The following is a 17,928-nucleotide window of genomic DNA, read 5'->3' on the forward strand; positions in this document are numbered from 1 at the left end:
GGCCCGCGTTGTTGGACTTCCAGATCGGCAAACCGGTTCAGCGCGGGCCGCGACCAGCGCCTGCGCCACCACGGCCACCGGCGCCGCGGTCGGCACCCGGACCGGCGCCGAACACCGGCTTCGGCTTCATCGGCAGCAGACCTTCGCGCTGCAGCTTCTTGCGCGCCAGCTTGCGTGCGCGGCGCACGGCTTCGGCCTTTTCACGGGCCTTCTTCTCGGAGGGCTTCTCATAGTGACCGCGGAGCTTCATCTCGCGGAAAATGCCCTCGCGCTGCATCTTCTTCTTCAGCGCCTTGAGAGCCTGGTCGACATTATTATCGCGGACGAGAACCTGCACGCGGCATCCTCTTTTGAATTGATCGGTTCGGAATTCTGGCAAAGCAAAGGGGCGGCAAAGGCCTGCCTCTTTAACCCTAGGCGCGCGCATGTATCAGACAAATGCGCAGATGTCCACCGGTGGCGTGACTTTCGGGCCTAGTAAAGCCACGAAATGAGGCGAGAATGCCCTCGTGCGGCCCTGATTTGGGTGGTTTGGCGCCGGGATCAGGGCCGCTCCCGGAACCTATAGTGTCCGGACATTGGAAATAGGGGAGATGCCACATGGATATGAAGAAATATGCGGCCGAGCTGATCGGCACGTTCTGGCTCACATTCGCAGGCTGCGGCAGTGCGGTGATCGCGGCCGGCTTTCCGCAGGTCGGGATCGGCCTGGTTGGCGTGTCGCTGGCGTTCGGTCTGAGCGTGGTCACCATGGCGTATGCGATCGGCCATATCTCGGGCTGTCACCTCAACCCGGCCGTCACGGTCGGCCTGGCCGCCGGCGGGCGTTTCCCGGCCGGCCAGATCCTGCCCTACATCATCGCGCAGGTCGCCGGCGCGATCATCGCGGCCTGGCTGCTCTATGTGATCGCCAGCGGTGCGCCCGGCTTCGATGTCAGCAAGGGGTTTGCCTCCAACGGCTATGACGCGCACTCACCCGGCCAGTACAGCATGGTGGTATGCTTCATCATGGAAGTGGTCATGACCATGATGTTCCTGTTCATCATCATGGGATCGACCCATGGCAAGGCCCCGGCGGGCTTCGCGCCGCTCGCGATCGGGCTCGCGCTGGTGATGATCCACCTCGTCAGCATCCCCGTCACCAACACCTCGGTGAATCCGGCCCGCAGCACCGGTCCGGCGCTGTTCGTCGGCGGCTGGGCCGTGGCGCAGCTCTGGATGTTCTGGGTCGCGCCGCTGATCGGCGGGGCGCTCGGCGGCGTCATTTACCGCTGGCTCAGCGACGAGCCGACCGGCGTCGTGGCCGGTGTGAAGACGGCGTGATCTTGCGAATGGGATCGTGGTTGCCACGATCCCATTTCTATCGATGTCGAGAAAGCCGCCGCGGCTATGGCTTGCGCGGCGGCATCACTTCGGTGACATGGCCCATCTTGCGGCCGGGGCGCGGCGCGCCCTTGCCGTAGAGATGCACCGTGGCGCCGGGGACCGTGAGCCACTGCTCGTAGCTCAGGATGTCATCGCCGATCAGATTGGTCATGGTGACTTCGCCGTGGCGCACCGGCTTGCCCAGCGGCCAGCCGGCGATTGCCCGGATGTGCTGTTCGAACTGCGAGATCGAGGCGCCGTCGAGCGTCCAGTGGCCGGAATTATGTACCCGCGGCGCGATCTCGTTGACCAGCACCGTCGGTGCGCCGCTGCCCGGCACCACGAACATCTCGACCGCCAGCACGCCGACATAGTCGAGCGCCGATGCGATCTTCTCGGCGATCGCACGCGCCTGCGCGGCGAGCGCGTCAGGGATCGCCGCCGGCGCGCGGGATGTTTTCAGGATGTGGTCGCGATGCTCGTTCTCGGTGACGTCGAAACATTCGATCTGCCCGGACGTCGAACGCGCAGCGATCACCGAGATCTCGCGCTCGAACGGCACGAACGCCTCGAGGATCGCCGACTTGGTGCCGAGGTCCTCCCAGATCTGGTCGAGGTCGTCGCCGTCGCGGACGATCGCCTGACCCTTGCCGTCATAGCCGAAGCGGCGGGTCTTGATCACGGCAGGCAGGCCGATGCGCGCGATCGCGGCGCGCAGCGTCGCGACCGAGGAGACATCGGCATAGTCGGCGGTGCCGATGCCGAGCTTGCTGACGAAATCCTTTTCAACCAGCCGGTCCTGCGTGGTCTCGAGGATCGTCTGCGCCGGCAGCACCGGGCGGCGCGCGGCCAGCACCATGGCGGTGGCGGCCGGCACGTTCTCGAATTCATAGGTGACGACGTTGACGTCGTTGGCGAACAGTTCGAGCGCCTCGACATCGGCATATTCGGCGCAGGTCGCCGCTTGCACCACGTCGAAGGCCGGCGAGTCCGGATCGGGCGAGAACACCTGGCAGCGCAGCCCGAGGCGCGCCGCCGCCGTCGCCAGCATCCGGCCCAATTGGCCGCCGCCGAGGATTCCGATGGTGTCGCCCGGCTTCAGCTTCACTGCATTGGAGGAGGTCACGCCGAGGCCTCCGGGCGGTCCTTGACAGCGTCGGTCTGTTGCTGGCGCCAGGCCGCGAGCCGGGCCGACAAAGCGGGGTCGTTGAGGGCGAGCACGCTGGCCGCGAGCAGCGCTGCGTTGATCGCGCCGGGCTTGCCGATCGCGAGCGTCCCGACCGGAATGCCGGCCGGCATCTGCACGATCGAGTAGAGCGAATCGACGCCCGACAGCGCCTTCGACTCGACGGGAACTCCGAACACCGGAAGCTCGGTCAGTGCCGCCGTCATGCCCGGCAGATGCGCCGCGCCGCCGGCGCCGGCGATGATCACCTTGTGGCCGGCCGCCTTGGCGCCCTTGGCAAAGGCATAGAGCCGGTCCGGGGTGCGGTGGGCGGAAACGATCCGGGTTTCACAGGCGACACCGAGCGCCACCAGCGTGTCGGCGGCATGGCGCATGGTCTCCCAATCGGACTGGCTTCCCATGATAATGGCGATCGGGGCGGTCATGTCGTCAATTCTGTGCAGGAATCCAAAAGCATAGGCCGATTATAGGGACGGCCCGGGCGTCATCCAAGGCGTGGCAAGGGAGTTAGAATGCACTATCCTGTCTTGGTGAATCCCGGCAAGCCTTCATAAGCAGGCCTCAACAAGGATGCGCATGAAGAAGAAGACGAGGGCAGCCGGCTCCAAAGCGGCCTCCAAAGCGACTTCCAAGGCCACAAAACGGCCGAAAGACGCGGCGGTTACACGCAAATCCGCCTCCGGCCGAGCCGGAACCGCCCCTGCCGGGCGCGGAGCGGTCGCGTCGGCCGACAAATCGACGATTCGCCGGCTGCGGGCGCAACTGGCGCGGGCGCAGGCCCGGATCGAGGAGTTGCAGGCCACCGCCGAGACCGATTTCCTGCTCGACATCCTGAACCGGCGGGGCTTCGAGCGCGAGCTGACCCGGGCAGTCGCCTTCATCAAGCGCTACCACGCCACCGGCGCATTGATCGTGCTCGACGTCGATCGGCTCAAGCCGATCAACGACACTCACGGCCACGCCGCGGGCGATGCGGTGCTGAAGGCGATCGTCGCGGCGGTGCTGGACCAGGTGCGCGCCTCCGACGTGATCGGCCGCCTCGGCGGTGACGAGTTCGCGCTGCTGCTGTGGAATCTCAGCGAAACCGATGCGAGGGCCAAGGCCGCGACCCTGGAACAGACGATCGATCGTCTGACCTTCGTGTTCGATGGCCGCCATGTCCGCGCCGGCGCCTCGGCCGGCGTCGCGCTCATCGGCGCGCACTCCGACATCGAACACGTCCTCAATGAAGCCGATCGCGCGATGTATCTGCGCAAGGCGCAGCGGCGGCACGAATCCTCTGGCGCATGAGGTCCTGGAAAATCGCTTCACGCTTTCCGGACCATGCTTTCACAATGCGCTGAGATCCTCCGGCACATTCCCGAACGCGCGCAGCAGCTTGGCGTCGCCGAATTCGCCGATCGCGGGATCGCCGGTGCGGCTGAACGCAACCGCGCCGATGCTTCCGGGCATCCGCGACATCGTCTCGGCCCGCCGCAGCGCGATCGCCGAACTCTGGCACTCCTCGGCGTTGCCCGCGATCGGCGAGCCGTCATCGTCCTGCAAGAAGGGCAGCGCCACGTAATAGGTGACATCGGCCATCGCGGTGCTCCCGATCAGGCGGCGTCGCTCGCCGCTTGTTGCGCCGGCGCAGGCACGCAGCCGGCGGTGATCGCGGCCTGCAATTCCTCGAGCTCGGCTTCCAGATATTCATTGGCCATGATCAGCGCCTTGATGGTGCTGCGTAGATTGCCGTCGCACATGGCGATCGCCTGATCGCACGCCTTCTCGTAGCGGCTGTTGTCGAGCAGGGACGACGATCCGGACATGGCGAAACTCCCTTTCCTGAGGCTGACGGCTTGGTGGATTATGTTCTCTTTTTGTTCCGATAGAGTCAAGGGTCAAAAAACGCCCATGCACCGTGGTGCCCGTGAACTTGAAGCTGACACTCGCTGTGGATGACGGGGACAACACCGCGCTTGCCGTGGACCGGCTGCTGCGCAATTCGCAAGCGCGCGCCTCAGGCGATGATGTCGGGCGTGATCTGGTCTTCGATGAAGGCGATGCGATCGCGCAATTGCAGCTTCCGCTTCTTCAAGCGTTGCAGCATCAACAAGTCCGGCGCCGGCGACTGATGCAACGCGTCGATCGCGGCATCGAGATCGCGGTGCTCTTGTTGCAGACGCGCCAGCTCGGCGTGAAGTTCGCGCTCATCTTGGTCGTTCATGGTGTACGTTACTGATAAGCACGGTGAGGTTGTGGCAGGCGAAGCGGCCGCCGCTTGCCGAAATATCGTCCCTGGGCGCGCGCGACGCAAGCCGGACCGGTTCCGTAGTCACGATTGGTTACAGATAGACTGGAAAAGCATCATGCGGCATTTCGCGTCCCCCATCGACAGCACCGCCCACTTGTGTACACTCACGGGTCCGGATCGAACCTGAGGTTTAACCCACCGAGGAGAGTTCGCAATGGCAATACAGGCGCATCTCGTTGAACTGGAGCGCAAGCACAAAATACTGGAAAACGAACTGCACGAAGCTCTCGTGCACCCCTCCGTAGACGACCTGCAGATTGTCGAGTTGAAGCGCCGGAAGTTGATGGTCAAGGACGAGATCGAGCGGTTGAGGCAAACCGCGGACGACACCGTCCACTAGCAGTCCCCCCCGCAAGTTAACCAAGCCTAGCCGCCGCCGGATGGACACCACGCGTGCCCATCCCTCGGCCGGTATTGCTGCGGTTGCTCAGATCTCGGCCAGTTCACCGACATGGTCGGCGATCGCGAGCGACGACGTCAGTCCGGGCGACTCGATCCCGAACAGGTTGATCAGCCCGTTGACCCCATGGTCGCGCGGCCCCTGGATCAGGAAATCCTGGGTCGCGACCGCTGGCGGCACGATCTTGGGCCGGATGCCGGAATAGCTCGGCATCAGCGCACCATCCGGCAGCGTCGGCCAATACTTCCGGATCGCCGGATAGAACCGCTCGGCCCGCGCCGGGTCGACGGCGTAGTCGACGTGATCGACCCATTCGACGTCGGGGCCGAACCTCGCTTGTCCGGCCATGTCGAGGGTGAGGTGCACGCCGAGCCCGCCGGGCTCCGGCACCGGGTAGATCAACCGCGAGAACGGCGCCCGCGCGCTGCAGCTGAAATAATTGCCCTTGGCGAGATAGGCCGTCGGGATCTGTTCGATCGGCATGCCCTCGATGCTGCGCGCCACCGCCGAGGCGCCGAGGCCGGCGGCGTTGATCAGGAGATCGCAGGCGAGCGTCATTGGCGACGCGCCGCCGGCTTCGATCTCGAACCCGTCGGCGGTGGCCGTCGCGTGCAGCAGCGGGGTGTGGAACGCGAAGGCGGCGCCGGCCTCCTCGGCATCGCCGCGCAGCGCCAGCATGTAGGCATGGCTGTCGATGATCCCGGTGGAGGGCGACAGCAGCGCCGCATCGCAGTTCAGCGCCGGCTCCAGCGCGCGCGCCGCTGCTCCGGACAATAGCTGCATGTCGTCGACGCCGTTGGCCTCGGCATGGGCGCGGATCGACTCCAGCTTCTCGGTTTCCTTGGCCGTAGTGGCGACGATCAGCTTGCCGCAATTCTTGTGCGGGATGCCGTGCTCGGCGCAGTAACGGTACAGCTTGTGCTTGCCGCTGACGCACATCCGCGCCATCAGGCTGCCGGCGCGGTAATAAATGCCAGCGTGGATCACCTCGCTGTTCCGCGACGAGGTGATCGTGCCGATGCCCTCCGCCTCCTCGATCACGACAACTTCGCGGCCGGCCTGCGCCAGCCGGCGGGCCACGGCGAGGCCGATCACCCCGGCGCCCACGATCACGCAATCAACCCTGTCCATCTCGTCCTTCAGATCAGAAGCTTGCCGCGACAGCGGTCGCGTCGCGCGCGACCATCTAGCAAATTCCATCCCCAAGCGCTTGAAACTCTAAGTGCTTGGGCTGTCTGGAATAGTTTCAGATCGCCGCCCTGTTAGTGGACCATTAATCATGTCGGGGCAATTGCCGTATTTTAAGTCACATTTTCCAGTTGCATCACGACGCGTTTACCCGATCCAAACCGCCGCGCCCGGACACTCCGCCGCGAAATCCGCGGGTGACTGATGGTTGGCAGGAAGCGGCAGGCGGGCGGGAAGGATTCGATTCCGGCAAAGGCCGTGCTTTGCCTGATCGCCGCCGTCTCGCCAGGCGGCGCGGCCTGGGCAGGCACCGGCGCGTTCGCCCCGTCGAACTACCTCGGTGACCTCGATCCGAACGTGGTCTGGGAGCTCTTGATCGGCAGCGTGGTTGTGACCTCCTTCTTCGGGGCGGTCGGGCTCTGGGTGCTGTCGGCCCTGCGCAAGGCCAAGCGGGCGCAGCTGCGGCGCAACGCCTTTGTCTCGTCGGCCTTGAACCATCTGAACCAGGGCGTCGTGATGACCGACGCCACCGGCCGGATCGTGTTCTGCAACGATCGCTATCTCGACATCTACGGCCTGTCGCGCGCCGACATCCGCCGCAACATGACCGGGCCCGAACTGCTCGAGCTGCGCCGCAGTCGCGGCGCGCTCGACGTCAGTCCCGACGACTTCTACACCAAGGCCGCCGCCCCCGAAGGCATGGTCACCGAGCTGCCGGGCGGCCGCTCGGTGCTGGTGAAGTATTTCCCGCTGCCGAACGGCGGTTCGGTCGCGACCCATCTCGACTGCACCGACCAGCGCGTGCTGTCGCGCAAGCTGGCCTCGACCACGCAATTCCTGGAATCCGTGCTCGACAACGTCCCGGTCTGCGTCGCCGCCAAGAACATCGAGGACGGCCGCTACATCTTCGCCAACCGCGCCTTCGAGCGGTTCTCCCGCTTCTCGCGCGATCACATCGTCGGCAAGCGCGCCGACGAGATCTTCCGTCCCGAGACCGCCGCCAGCATCGAGGCGGCGGACCGCGCCGCCTTGAACGCGTCCGAGGGCTATCACCGCAGCGAATTCGTCGTCGAACGCGGCACGCAGAAGCGCATCCTGGCGTCGAACCGCGTCATCGCGCGCAACGAGGCCGGCGCGCCGGAATTCCTGATCGCTCTGTTCGAGGACGTCACCGAGCGCCGCTCGCTGTCGCGCGAGCTCGAGAACAACAAGAAGTTCCTCGAGCTCGTGGTCGACAACATCCCGGTCTCGCTGATCGTCCAGCGCGTCAAGGACGGCCGCTACCTCTTGGCCAACCGCAGCGCCGAGACCATCCTCAACCGCCGTCGCGAGGATGCCACCGGGCTGACCGCCGCCGACATCTTCAACCCGCGCGAAGCCAAGCTGATCATCGCCCGCGACGAGGCGGCGCTGCGCAAGCGCGGCATGATCGCCGAGGAGCACCCGATCTCGACCAAGGACGGTCTGCGGCTGTTCCTGACCCGCCGCATGACGGTGCTCGACGAGCAAGGCGAGCCGCAATACCTGATCAAGACCCATGAGGACGTCACCGACCGGCGCCAGACCGAGTCGCGGATGGCGCACATGGCCTATCACGACGGCCTGACCGATCTGCCGAACCGCGCTGCCTTCCTGCAGGCGCTGACCCAGATGATCGAGGCCTGCGCCGGCACCGACGAGGAATTCGCGGTGCTCTGCGTCGATCTCGACGGGCTGAAGGAGATCAACGACGTCTTCGGCCACGCGATGGGCGACAAGGTGCTGATCGAGGTGGCGCAGCGGCTGCAGTCGGCGGCGCGCGGCGGCGTCGTGGCGCGGCTGTCCGGCGACGAATTTGGCCTGATCATCGACGGCCGGCAGCCCGCGGCCGGCATCGCGCTCGCCGAGCAGGCGGCCGAGGCGCTCGGACAGGATTTCGCGATCGACGGCAAGTCGGTGCGCACCGGCCTCACCACCGGCATCGCGGTGTTCCCGCACAACGGCCCGGATGCCGCCTCGCTGCTCGCCAATGCCGGCGCGGCGCTGTTCCGTGCCAAGGCGAAGTCGCGCGGCACGATCTCGATCTACGAGCCGGAGATGGACCAGCAGGTCCGCGACCGCCGCGTGCTGCACCAGGAGCTGTCGGTCGCGATCAGGAACGGCGAATTGTCGCTCTACTACCAGCCGCAGGCCGCCGCCGGGACGAGCATCGCGGCGAGCGAGGTGATCGGCTTCGAGGCGCTGGCGCGCTGGCATCACCCGGTGCGCGGCTTCGTGCCGCCCGGCGACTTCATTCCGCTGGCCGAGGAAAGCGGGCTGATCGTCGAGATGGGCGAGTGGATCCTGCGCGAAGCCTGCCGCGAGGCGGCGTCCTGGGCTGTGCCGCTGCAGGTCGCCGTCAACCTGTCGCCGGCGCAATTCACCCATGGCGATCTCGTCGGCCTCGTGCATTCGATCCTGCTCGAGACCGGGCTGGCGCCCGACCGGCTCGAGCTGGAAATCACCGAGGGCGTGCTGATCGAGGATTTCGATCGCGGTCTATCGCTGCTGCGGCGGCTGAAGGCGCTCGGCGTCCGCATCTCGATGGACGATTTCGGCAGCGGCTATTCCTCGCTGAGCTATTTGCAGGCGTTCCCGTTCGACAAGATCAAGATCGACCGCGCCTTCGTCATCAATCTCGGCCGCAACCCGCAGTCGGCCGCGATCGTGCGCGCGGTGATCGATCTCGGCCACGGCCTCGAAATGTCGATCGTCGCCGAGGGCGTCGAGACCGAGCCGCAGCTTGCCTTCCTCGCGGAGGAAGGCTGCGACGCGGTGCAGGGCTATCTGCTCGGCAAGCCGGCGCCGATCGGCCAGTACGCCGCGCTGGTCGGCCGCAGCGACATTGTGGAGCCCGTGCGCAAGACCGGCTAGCTCCGGTGTGCTTGCCTTCCGCTCCAGGCGCGTCTATTTTCACCGCGTCACATCATTCCAACCGGAAAGGAGGCTGCGTCGTGACGAGATTTGCCGATCACCACCTCCGGCGTGGCCCCGTTAACGCCCTGCAAATGCGTTTGCAGGGCTGACCGGAAACCTCAACTCTATCTTCCTGGTCTGCCCTTCGTGGCTGTGCGGCGACGAGCCCTTGAGTGCTCGTGCCTGCACTTCAATCCCCCGCCGCGCTTCGTCACGCCCGTCCGTCGATGGCTGCTGCCCCGGATGCCGTGATGGCCGGCAAGACCAGAGAATCGATCGTGACCCTCATCAATGTCCGCAATCTCGGCGTGACGCTGAACGCGCCGCTGTTTTCCGAACTCAACCTCGTCGTCAACGCTGGCGACCGCATCGGCCTCGTCGCCGCCAACGGCCGTGGCAAGTCCACGCTGCTGCGCTGTATCGCCGGGACGATGCAGCCGAACGAAGGTGACATCACCCGGTCGCGCGGCCTGACCATCGGCCATGTCGCGCAGGATGCCCCGCCTGAACTGCTCGACACCCCGTTCCATGCCGCCGTCCTCGCGGCGCTGCCCAGCGAGCAACGCGGCAGTGAAGGCTGGCGGGTCGACATCGTGCTGCAATCGCTCGACGTGCCGGAGGAACTCTGGCAGCGGCCGCTCAGGCAACTCAGCGGCGGCTGGCTGCGCCTTGCCGTGCTGGCCCGCGTGCTGGTGACCGAGCCCGACGTGCTGCTGCTCGACGAACCGACCAACCATCTCGACCTCGCCAAAATCGCCCGGCTCGAGACCTGGCTGAACGCATTGCCGCGCGAGATGCCGGTGGTGATCGCGAGCCACGATCGCGCCTTTCTCGACGCCAGCACCAACCGGACGCTGTTCCTGCGTCCGGAACGGTCGCTGCTGTTCGCGCTGCCCTACACGCTAGCGCGCGCGGCGGCGGACGAGGCCGATGCATCGGACCAGCGCAGCTTCCAGCGCGACATGAAGGCGGTCCGCCAGCTGCGGCAGCAGGCGGCGAAGCTGCACAATCTCGGCGTCAATTCCGGCAGCGACCTGTTGCTGTCGAAGACCCGGCAGTTGAAGCAGCGTGCCGAGAAGCTGGAGGACTCGGCAAAGCCTGCGCATGTCGACCGATCCGCCGGGAGCATCAAGCTCGCCAACCGCGAGAGCCATGCCAAGGTGCTGATCAGGCTGAACGATGCCACCATCGCCACACCCGACGGCAGGCCATTGTTCAGGACCGGCCAGCGCTTCATCTGCAAGGGCGACCGGATCGCGCTGCTCGGGCCGAACGGCGCCGGCAAGACCCGGTTCGTCGCCGCGCTGCGCCAGGCGATCGAAGGCGCGGAGACGGCAGCGGCAGAGATCAAGGCCACCGAGTCGCTCGTGCTCGGCTATTGCGACCAGGCACTGGCTGATCTGGTGGACACCGACACGCCGATGCGCATGATCACCCGCCGCTTCGAGGTGGGCGATCAACGGGCGCGCGGCTTGCTCGCCGGCGCCGGCCTGTCGATCGAGATGCAGGGCCGTCCGATCGGGCGGCTGTCGGGCGGGCAGAAGGCGCGCCTCGGCATGCTGGTGCTGCGGCTCACCCAGCCGAACTTCTATCTGCTCGACGAGCCGACCAACCATCTCGACATCGAGGGCCAGGAGGCGCTGGAGGACGAGTTGATGGCGCAGCAGGCGAGCTGCCTCCTCGTCTCGCACGACCGCCAGTTCGTGCGCGAGGTGGCGAACCGGTTCTGGGTGATCGAGGGCAGCAAGCTTGCGGAAGTCGACGGACCCGAGCACTTCTTTGCCTCGCCCGGTGCGGGTCAAAGCGGGTGATTGAGGTTGAATCGGTCTGACCGCGGATTCGGTTGCACCTCTCCCGGGCGGGGCGAGGTCGGCGCGAAGCGCCGGGTGAGGGCTCTTGCTCTCTCGACAGACCGTAACCCCTCACCCGATTTGCTGCGTAAATCGACCTCTCCCAAGGGAGAGGTGAACCGCCGACGCCGCTCCGGCCCAACCCAATCCCATCGCACGCTGGCGCATGATAGGACCCCGCCGGCCAAATCTCGAAAAACAACCCCATGCAAAGGAGCCGGCGACGGCCGGCGTTCGATCAGGCGCTGTTCGGTCAGGCGCTTGACATGTCGGGCAACTCAGGGGTATTTTTCCGATATTACGAAATGTGCAGACGTACGCCGCGCCCGCGGCCAAGCTCGGGCTGACCATGCCGGCTGGCCCGATCGACGCGGCCGGAGTTCCCGCCGCCAGATTAGATCGGGTCACGACATAGTTACGCCTCGCCGCACGTCTGCGAAACATGCATGCATGTTCCAGCAATATGCGCTTTGATCTCGGCCTGATTGGTATAATTCGTGCAGCAACGACGACTGCTCCAGCCTATCGGTGATCTCTGATGCCCGCCGTGTCCACGTCCGCAAGTCCCGCGCTCCTCGGCTCCGCCAGCAAGCCGGCCGCCGAGGAGCGGCGGGTCAGCCTGCTGACGCTTTGCGGCCTTGCCCTCGTGATCGGGATCATGACCGGACTTGGCGCGGTCGCGTTCCGCGCGCTGATCGCGATGGTCCACAATCTCTCCTACAACGGCACACTCAGCTTCGCCTACGACGCCAATGTCAGCGAGGGGCCGAGCCGCTTCGGGGACTTGGTACTGTTCTCGCCGATCATCGGCGGACTCGTCGTCGTGTTCCTGGTGAAGCGTTTCGCTCCCGAAGCCAAGGGGCACGGCGTGCCCGAGGTGATGGACGCGGTATTCTACAAGCGCGGCAACATTCGTGGCGCGGTCGCCCTCGTCAAGGCGCTGGCCTCCGCGATTTCCATTGGCACCGGTGCCGCGGTCGGGCGCGAAGGGCCGATCATTCAGATCGGTTCGGCGCTGGGTTCGGCATTCTCGCAATATATCGGTCTGTCGACCTGGCAAAAGATCACGTTGCTGTCGGCTGGCGCGGGCGCAGGCATCGCCGCGACCTTCAACACCCCGCTCGGCGGCGTGCTGTTTGCGCTCGAAATACTGCTGCCGGAGGTCTCCAACCGCACCTTTCTCCCCGTTGTCGTGGCGACCGGAGCCGCGACGACGATCGGCCGAATCCTGATCGGACCGGATCCGGCGTTTGCCGTCCCGGATGTCCAGTTCTCGCTCGCCGGAGCGAGCGCGCCGGCCGAGATCCTGAGCTTTGTGCTGCTCGGCGTGCTCTGCGGCGTCGCAGCCTGGGCCTTCATCCGCATGCTGGTGTTCATGGAGGACGGCTTCCCGAAGCTGCCGGGTAACGAGTACACCCAGAACATCATCGGCATGTCGATCATCGGGCTGATGATGGTGGGCCTCACCCACGGCTTCGGGCAACCTTACGTCAACGGCGTCGGCTATTCGGTGATCCAGTCGATCTTCGATCAGAAGCTGACGGTGGCGGGGCTGCTCGCGCTGCTGTTCGTACTGAAGATGGTGGCGACCACGGTGAGCCTTGGCTGCGGCGCTTCCGGCGGCATCTTCTCGCCCTCGCTCTATCTCGGCGCCACGCTCGGCGCCGCCTTCGCCGCGGCGATCGGCGTGGTGTTCCCCCATTCCGGACTGAGCTTGCCCTCGGCGGCGATCATTGGCATGGCGGCGATGGTCGGCGCCGGCACCGGTGGCGTCATGACCGCGATCGTCATGGTGTTCGAGATGACGCGCGACTACGCGATCATCGTGCCTGTCATCGTCGCGGTGGCGCTGGCGGCCGGCGTGCGGCGCGCGCTGATCGGCGAGACCATCTACACCATCAAGCTGCGGCACCGCGGCCATCGGATTCCCAAGGAACGGCACATCAACCTGTATCTGGTCAAGCAGGCGCGGGACATCATGGAGAAGAAGTTCATCGTCGCGCGGGCGGGCACCACGCTGCGGCAGGCGATCGTCCCTGATGATATCGACGACGTCCGCGCCATCGTGGTGGAGCGCGAGGGGCGCATCGTGGGGCTGATCCCGCCGCGGTCAGGCCTGTGGCTCAAGGCCAGCAGCAATCCGGACGTGCCGGTCGAACGTTATGTCGAGAGCCGGCTCGTGATCTGCCGCGACCAGGACCTGCTCAGCTTGGCGTTTGCGCGGCTGAAGCGCCATCGTGCCGGCGCTGCGATCGTGTTTCGCGGCACGGCGCGGCCGCGTGTCAACGACATCGTCGGGATCATCACCAAGCGCGCCGTTGCCGATGCTGTCATCGACAGCTATGAGGACTGAGCGCAGCTATTGCCGCGCCGCCTGTTGCGACCACATCTGATCGCGCCGCGATGGACGCCGGTGCAGCCGGTCCGAGATCAGCTCAGCCGCCTGCTTGCCCTCGCCGGCGCGCAGGCAGGCCACGATGAATGTATCCTCCCACAATTCGCGTTGCGCATGGCTGCCGCCGATCCGCACCAGCTCGGGCATCAGCGGCGCGAGGATGCGCACCGCCGCGCCGTAGTCGCCCGCCGCGAAAGCGGCGATCCCGCGGCCGAGGCCGATCGCGGACGGGCCGGGCGCCAGCTTGCCGTCGGCGTGGCGCGTTTCCATCTCGGCCAGCCGCGCCTGCAAGGCGTCGCTCGTCGTGGCGGCGGCGACCAAAGCGTGATGCACGTCGGCGAAATGCGCACCGGCCTTCGGGAAATGGCCGTCGCCATAGGCGGCGACATCCTTCCAGTAGGGCTCGAGGCCGGTCTTGCCTGCGAGCGACAGCCGCCACAGCAGCGAGGCCGTATCGGTGTAGATGTTGAGCGGCGGATAGGGCCGGCCCGCCGGCTTGATATGGCGCTCGTAGATGCCGAGCGCGGCATCGGCGTCACCCTCCTCAATATCGATCAGCGCGAGGTGCCAGGCGAGATGGCCCTGCAGGAAGCTGGTTCGGTCATTGGCCGGCAGCCAGGCCGACAGGAACGCGCGGCCTTCCGCTCCATCGCCCTGCTCGAACAGCGCATGCGCGACGGCGTGCGCCGCGCCGGCATTCTCCGGCTTCAGTGCGTAGCCGCGCTCGGTGACGGCGCGGCCGGCGACGACGTCGCCGGCCTCGGTCTTGGACCAGCCGAGATAGGTCAGGAACCACCAGTCATCGCCATAGTCGGCCGCATAGCGTTCGCAAAGCGTGAGCCGCGCGGCGTCATGATCGGCCCGGCCCGAGAACGCGTAGAGCCCGAAGGCGCCGAGCAGCAGCGACAGCACCTGCGCATCGCGCGGATACTCCGTCAGGTGCTGTTCGGCCATCGCCATTGCCTTCTTCGCCTGGCTTTCGATCACCGACGCCATGATCTCGATATGCTGGCGCTCGCGCGGGCTCGCAGCCGCGGCGAGCTCCCGGGCCGTGGCCGCCCTGGCACGGGCCGCGCCGCCTTCCATGTTGAGCTGGTGCACGCGGGCGCGCCCGATATGGGCCATCGCGAAGGCGGGGTCTTCGGCGATCGCAGCCTCGAACGCCGCATCGGCGCCAAGCAGGGCCGCCAGCATGCGATCGACGCCGTCGACATAGTATGCGGCGGCGCGGTCCGAGGCGGTCGTCAGCGGCAGGCCGTAGCGGTCGTGGATCATCGGTTGTCCTCCCGAATTCGGCGCGGAGTCTAGCAGAGACATGGCGCGCGACAATATTGCGGGAGTTGTCGCGCGAAGCGGTTGAGCCGATGGCGATCCGCCGCTAGCTTGCGGCCATTGTCGGACCGGCGGGGAATCGGGGCTCTAGGACGTGACATCGAGCGAAGCGAGCGCGGAGGCGGCCAGGCCGTTGCCTGAACCGGCCGTCTCGGACATGCCATTGCTGCGCATCGAAGGCGTCGCCAAATCGTTCGGCAATTTCCGTGCGGTCGACACGTTCTCGCTCGATATCCGGGCCGGCGAGTTCTTCGCGCTGCTCGGCCCGAGCGGCTGCGGCAAGACCACGCTGCTGCGCATGCTCGCCGGTTTCGAGACCCCGGACGAGGGCCGCATCCTGCTCGGCGGCAACGACATCGCCCATGTGTTGCCGCATGAGCGGCCCGTCAACATGATGTTCCAGAACTATGCGCTGTTCCCGCATCTATCGGTGCGCGACAACATCGCCTTCGGCCTCAGGCGTGCCGGCATGCCGCGCGCCGAGATCGCGACCCGCGTCGCGGAGATGGTCGCGCTGGTCAGGCTGGAGGGGATGGAGAAGCGCAAGCCGGATCAGCTCTCCGGCGGACAGCGGCAGCGCGTCGCCTTGGCGCGCTCGCTGGCGCGGCGGCCGCAGGTGCTGCTGCTCGACGAGCCGCTCGCCGCCCTCGACAAGAAGCTGCGCGAGAGCACGCAAGGAGAGCTGATGGAGTTGCAGCGCCGGCTCGGCATGACCTTCATCATCGTCACCCACGACCAGGAGGAGGCGATGACGATGGCCGGCCGGATCGGCGTGATGGATGCGGGCCGCCTGGTCCAGGTCGCGACCCCGCGCAATCTCTACGAGGCGCCGGCGACGCGCTGGATCGCCGGGTTCGTCGGCGACATCAACCTGTTCGACGGCCAGGTGATCGCCAGCGGGCACAGCCGCCTGACCGTTTCGACCGCGGAGGCCGGTACGCTCACGGTCTCGGAATTGTGGCCGCCGGTGACGAAGAACGTGGTCAGCGTCGCGATCCGACCCGAGAAGGTCAAGCTGTCGCGCCGCGCGCCGGCCAACGGCGAGGGCGACGCGCAGACGATCAATCGCCTCGACGGCGTGGTCGCGGACGTCAACTATCTCGGCGGCGTGACCACCTACAAGGTGCGGCTGGAATCCGGAGCCATCCTGCGCGCGTCGATGGCCAACACCGCACGGCTCGACGTCGATGCCTATCTGGCCGGCCAGCGGGTGGTGGCGTGGTTCACCGCCGACGACTGCCTGGTGCTGGAGCAATGAGCGCGCGCCGCATCTTCGCCCGGCCGGCGCGGTTTGCCGCGATCGCGCCCTATGTCTGGATGGTGCTGTTCTTCCTGGTGCCGTTCGGCTTCGTGCTGAAGATCAGCCTGTCGCAGACTGCGATCGCACAGCCGCCCTACACGCCGGTGTTCGATGTCGCCGAGGGCCGCGCGGCGCTGGCCGCGGCCTTCGCGCAATTGTCGTTCGACAATTTCAGGCTGCTGCTCTCCGACAACCTCTACATCCTGTCCTATCTGCGCAGCCTCGTCGTCGCGGTGAGCGCGACGCTGATCCTGCTCGTGATCGGCTATCCGATCGCCTACGGCATGGCCCGGCTGCCGCGGCGCTGGCAGGGCGTCGCGATGATGCTGGTGATCGTGCCGTTCTGGACCTCGTTCCTGATCCGCATCTATGCCTGGATCAACATCCTGCAGCATGACGGCCTGCTCAATCAGATCCTGTTGGCGCTGCATATCGTCTCCGCGCCTCTGGTTTGGCTGTCGACCGACAGCGCGATGTATCTCGGCATCGTCTATTCCTATCTGCCGTTCATGATCCTGCCGCTCTATGCGACGCTGTCGCGGATGGATGCATCGCTGCTCGAAGCGGCGAACGATCTCGGCGCCTCGCCGCTCAAGGCGTTCTGGCTGGTGACGTTTCCGCTGTCGCTGCCGGGCGTCGGGGCCGGCGCGCTGCTCTGTTTCATTCCGATCGTCGGCGAGTTCGTGATCCCCGATCTGCTTGCCGGCTCCGGCTCGCTGATGATTGGGCAGACGCTGTGGCTCGAGTTCTTCACCAACAAGGACTGGCCGGTCGCCTCCGCTGCCGCGGTCGCGCTGCTGCTGCTGCTGGTGCCGCCGCTCGTGCTGTACGACCGCCTGCAACGGCGGCAGCTGGCGGGGAGGAACTGATGGCGCGCCCGGTCACCAGCATCACGCGCTTCAATATGACCGCGCTGGCGCTGGGGCTGGCGTTCCTCTATCTGCCGATCGTCATCCTGGTGATCTACTCCTTCAACGCCTCGCGGCTGGTCACGGTGTGGGGCGGCTGGTCGCTGCGCTGGTACCAAGAGTTCTTCAACGACCGCGCCATGTTGGAGGCGGCCTGGATGAGTCTGTCGGTCGCCGCGGTGTCGGCGACGCTGGCGACGTTGTTGGGGACGCTGGCGGCAATCGGGCTGGCGCGCGGCGAACGGTTCCACGGCCGGGCGCTGTTCTCGGGGATGCTGTATTCGCCGCTTGTCATGCCGGAGGTGATCTCCGGCCTGTCGCTGCTGCTGATGTTCGTGGCGTTCAGCATCGAGCGCGGCTTCTGGACGGTGACGATCGCCCACACCACGCTGACGATGTGCTTCGTCACCGTCGTGGTGCAGTCGCGCCTCGTCACACTCGACCGCAGCCTGGAGGAGGCCGCGATGGATCTCGGCTGCGATCCGGTGCGCGCCTTCCTGCTGGTCACGCTGCCGCAGATCGCACCCGCGATCGTCGCGGGCTGGATGCTGGCGTTCGTGTTGTCGCTCGACGACGTCGTGATCGCGAGCTTCACCACCGGGCCCGGCTCGGCGACGCTGCCGATCCGGATCTATTCCGAGGTCCGGCTCGGCGTGAAGCCCGAGATCAATGCGATCTGCACGCTGGTGATCGCGCTGATCGCGGTGATCATCGTGGTGGCCTCGTTCGCCTCGAAACTGTCGAACGCCCGGGGCGAGAACGCTGCGCCGCTGTGAG

General features: G+C 66.3%; 17 protein-coding genes. 9 read left to right on the top strand and 8 right to left on the bottom strand.

The annotated features are described in order from the left end of the window. Positions 1–37 precede the first annotated feature (37 nt). Positions 38–337, bottom strand: coding sequence for a 30S ribosomal protein S21 (gene rpsU, locus J6500_RS14160; RefSeq protein ID WP_225713321.1), 300 nt, complete (start codon positions 335–337; stop codon positions 38–40). Positions 338–600: 263 nt separating this feature from the next. Here rpsU and aqpZ point away from each other — a divergent pair, with 263 nt between their 5' ends. Next, on the top strand, positions 601–1,323 hold the full coding sequence (aqpZ, locus tag J6500_RS14165; RefSeq protein WP_225713322.1) for an aquaporin Z: 723 nt from the start codon (positions 601–603) through the stop codon (positions 1,321–1,323). Between the two features lie 64 nt (positions 1,324–1,387). Here the strand turns inward: aqpZ and J6500_RS14170 are convergent, their stop codons facing one another. Both J6500_RS14170 and purE read right to left on the bottom strand, forming a co-directional pair. Beyond that, the gene (locus J6500_RS14170) at positions 1,388–2,491 is read right to left on the bottom strand and encodes a 5-(carboxyamino)imidazole ribonucleotide synthase (protein WP_225713323.1); all 1,104 of its coding nucleotides are present in this window, start codon (positions 2,489–2,491) and stop codon (positions 1,388–1,390) included. After that, on the bottom strand, positions 2,488–2,976 hold the full coding sequence (gene purE / locus J6500_RS14175; RefSeq protein WP_225713324.1) for a 5-(carboxyamino)imidazole ribonucleotide mutase: 489 nt from the start codon (positions 2,974–2,976) through the stop codon (positions 2,488–2,490). The genes J6500_RS14170 and purE overlap by 4 nt, the downstream gene beginning before the upstream one ends. 151 nt (positions 2,977–3,127) lie before the next feature. Here purE and J6500_RS14180 point away from each other — a divergent pair, with 151 nt between their 5' ends. Further along, on the top strand, positions 3,128–3,841 hold the full coding sequence (locus J6500_RS14180; protein ID WP_376707803.1) for a GGDEF domain-containing protein: 714 nt from the start codon (positions 3,128–3,130) through the stop codon (positions 3,839–3,841). A 39-nt stretch (positions 3,842–3,880) separates the two neighbouring features. Here J6500_RS14180 and J6500_RS14185 read toward each other — a convergent pair whose 3' ends face one another. From J6500_RS14185 to J6500_RS14195, 3 genes are all read right to left on the bottom strand, one after another. After that, entirely contained in the window at positions 3,881–4,132 is a 252-nt protein-coding gene (locus tag J6500_RS14185) for a hypothetical protein (RefSeq protein WP_225713326.1), read from the bottom strand. 14 nt (positions 4,133–4,146) lie between these two features. After that, positions 4,147–4,359: a hypothetical protein gene (locus J6500_RS14190; protein WP_225713327.1), complete on the bottom strand. Its 213-nt coding sequence runs from the start codon at positions 4,357–4,359 to the stop codon at positions 4,147–4,149. Between the two features lie 191 nt (positions 4,360–4,550). Next, positions 4,551–4,757 (bottom strand): YdcH family protein, encoded by a 207-nt coding sequence (locus J6500_RS14195; protein ID WP_029085523.1) that lies wholly within the window; start codon positions 4,755–4,757, stop codon positions 4,551–4,553. A 241-nt stretch (positions 4,758–4,998) separates the two neighbouring features. Here J6500_RS14195 and J6500_RS14200 point away from each other — a divergent pair, with 241 nt between their 5' ends. After that, entirely contained in the window at positions 4,999–5,184 is a 186-nt protein-coding gene (locus J6500_RS14200; protein WP_225713328.1) for a YdcH family protein, read from the top strand. A gap of 87 nt (positions 5,185–5,271) precedes the next feature. Here the strand turns inward: J6500_RS14200 and J6500_RS14205 are convergent, their stop codons facing one another. Continuing rightward, positions 5,272–6,444: an NAD(P)/FAD-dependent oxidoreductase gene (locus J6500_RS14205; protein ID WP_225713329.1), complete on the bottom strand. Its 1,173-nt coding sequence runs from the start codon at positions 6,442–6,444 to the stop codon at positions 5,272–5,274. Positions 6,445–6,636: 192 nt separating this feature from the next. Here J6500_RS14205 and J6500_RS14210 point away from each other — a divergent pair, with 192 nt between their 5' ends. From J6500_RS14210 to J6500_RS14220, 3 genes are all read left to right on the top strand, one after another. Further along, a complete protein-coding gene (locus J6500_RS14210) occupies positions 6,637–9,324 on the top strand; it encodes a sensor domain-containing protein (protein WP_225713330.1) in 2,688 nt (895 codons plus the stop codon). 269 nt (positions 9,325–9,593) lie between these two features. Next, the gene (locus tag J6500_RS14215) at positions 9,594–11,177 is read left to right on the top strand and encodes an ABC-F family ATP-binding cassette domain-containing protein (RefSeq protein ID WP_225713331.1); all 1,584 of its coding nucleotides are present in this window, start codon (positions 9,594–9,596) and stop codon (positions 11,175–11,177) included. A 577-nt stretch (positions 11,178–11,754) separates the two neighbouring features. Beyond that, on the top strand, positions 11,755–13,569 hold the full coding sequence (locus J6500_RS14220) for a chloride channel protein (RefSeq protein WP_376707804.1): 1,815 nt from the start codon (positions 11,755–11,757) through the stop codon (positions 13,567–13,569). A 6-nt stretch (positions 13,570–13,575) separates the two neighbouring features. Here J6500_RS14220 and J6500_RS14225 read toward each other — a convergent pair whose 3' ends face one another. Further along, positions 13,576–14,805, bottom strand: a complete 1,230-nt coding sequence (locus tag J6500_RS14225; RefSeq protein WP_225713484.1) for a tetratricopeptide repeat protein — start codon at positions 14,803–14,805, stop codon at positions 13,576–13,578. A gap of 295 nt (positions 14,806–15,100) precedes the next feature. On the opposite strand from J6500_RS14225, the gene J6500_RS14230 reads away from it, so the two are divergent. Genes J6500_RS14230 through J6500_RS14240 form a run of 3 tightly spaced genes read left to right on the top strand, consistent with a single transcriptional unit; the run spans position 15,101 to position 17,927 of the window. After that, positions 15,101–16,201 (top strand): ABC transporter ATP-binding protein, encoded by a 1,101-nt coding sequence (locus J6500_RS14230; protein WP_225713485.1) that lies wholly within the window; start codon positions 15,101–15,103, stop codon positions 16,199–16,201. After that, positions 16,198–17,112: an ABC transporter permease gene (locus tag J6500_RS14235; protein WP_225713333.1), complete on the top strand. Its 915-nt coding sequence runs from the start codon at positions 16,198–16,200 to the stop codon at positions 17,110–17,112. The genes J6500_RS14230 and J6500_RS14235 overlap by 4 nt, the downstream gene beginning before the upstream one ends. Next, positions 17,112–17,927: an ABC transporter permease gene (locus J6500_RS14240; RefSeq protein ID WP_225713334.1), complete on the top strand. Its 816-nt coding sequence runs from the start codon at positions 17,112–17,114 to the stop codon at positions 17,925–17,927. Before J6500_RS14235 ends, J6500_RS14240 begins: the two co-directional genes overlap by 1 nt. Position 17,928 lies beyond the last annotated feature (1 nt).

Source organism: Bradyrhizobium semiaridum (assembly GCF_020329505.1).
GTDB classification, from domain to species: domain Bacteria; phylum Pseudomonadota; class Alphaproteobacteria; order Rhizobiales; family Xanthobacteraceae; genus Bradyrhizobium; species Bradyrhizobium semiaridum.

Coding starts and splice junctions, on each gene's coding strand:
- J6500_RS14200 (WP_225713328.1), top strand. CDS start 4,999: ATGGCAATACAGGCGCATCTCGTTGAACTGGAGCGCAAGCACAAAATA.
- purE (WP_225713324.1), bottom strand. CDS start 2,976: ATGACCGCCCCGATCGCCATTATCATGGGAAGCCAGTCCGATTGGGAG.
- J6500_RS14190 (WP_225713327.1), bottom strand. CDS start 4,359: ATGTCCGGATCGTCGTCCCTGCTCGACAACAGCCGCTACGAGAAGGCG.
- J6500_RS14230 (WP_225713485.1), top strand. CDS start 15,101: ATGCCATTGCTGCGCATCGAAGGCGTCGCCAAATCGTTCGGCAATTTC.
- J6500_RS14215 (WP_225713331.1), top strand. CDS start 9,594: ATGGCTGCTGCCCCGGATGCCGTGATGGCCGGCAAGACCAGAGAATCG.
- J6500_RS14225 (WP_225713484.1), bottom strand. CDS start 14,805: ATGCTGGCGGCCCTGCTTGGCGCCGATGCGGCGTTCGAGGCTGCGATC.
- J6500_RS14185 (WP_225713326.1), bottom strand. CDS start 4,132: ATGGCCGATGTCACCTATTACGTGGCGCTGCCCTTCTTGCAGGACGAT.
- J6500_RS14210 (WP_225713330.1), top strand. CDS start 6,637: ATGGTTGGCAGGAAGCGGCAGGCGGGCGGGAAGGATTCGATTCCGGCA.
- J6500_RS14195 (WP_029085523.1), bottom strand. CDS start 4,757: ATGAACGACCAAGATGAGCGCGAACTTCACGCCGAGCTGGCGCGTCTG.
- J6500_RS14205 (WP_225713329.1), bottom strand. CDS start 6,444: ATGGAATTTGCTAGATGGTCGCGCGCGACGCGACCGCTGTCGCGGCAA.
- J6500_RS14220 (WP_376707804.1), top strand. CDS start 11,755: ATGCCCGCCGTGTCCACGTCCGCAAGTCCCGCGCTCCTCGGCTCCGCC.
- aqpZ (WP_225713322.1), top strand. CDS start 601: ATGGATATGAAGAAATATGCGGCCGAGCTGATCGGCACGTTCTGGCTC.
- J6500_RS14180 (WP_376707803.1), top strand. CDS start 3,128: ATGAAGAAGAAGACGAGGGCAGCCGGCTCCAAAGCGGCCTCCAAAGCG.
- J6500_RS14235 (WP_225713333.1), top strand. CDS start 16,198: ATGAGCGCGCGCCGCATCTTCGCCCGGCCGGCGCGGTTTGCCGCGATC.
- J6500_RS14240 (WP_225713334.1), top strand. CDS start 17,112: ATGGCGCGCCCGGTCACCAGCATCACGCGCTTCAATATGACCGCGCTG.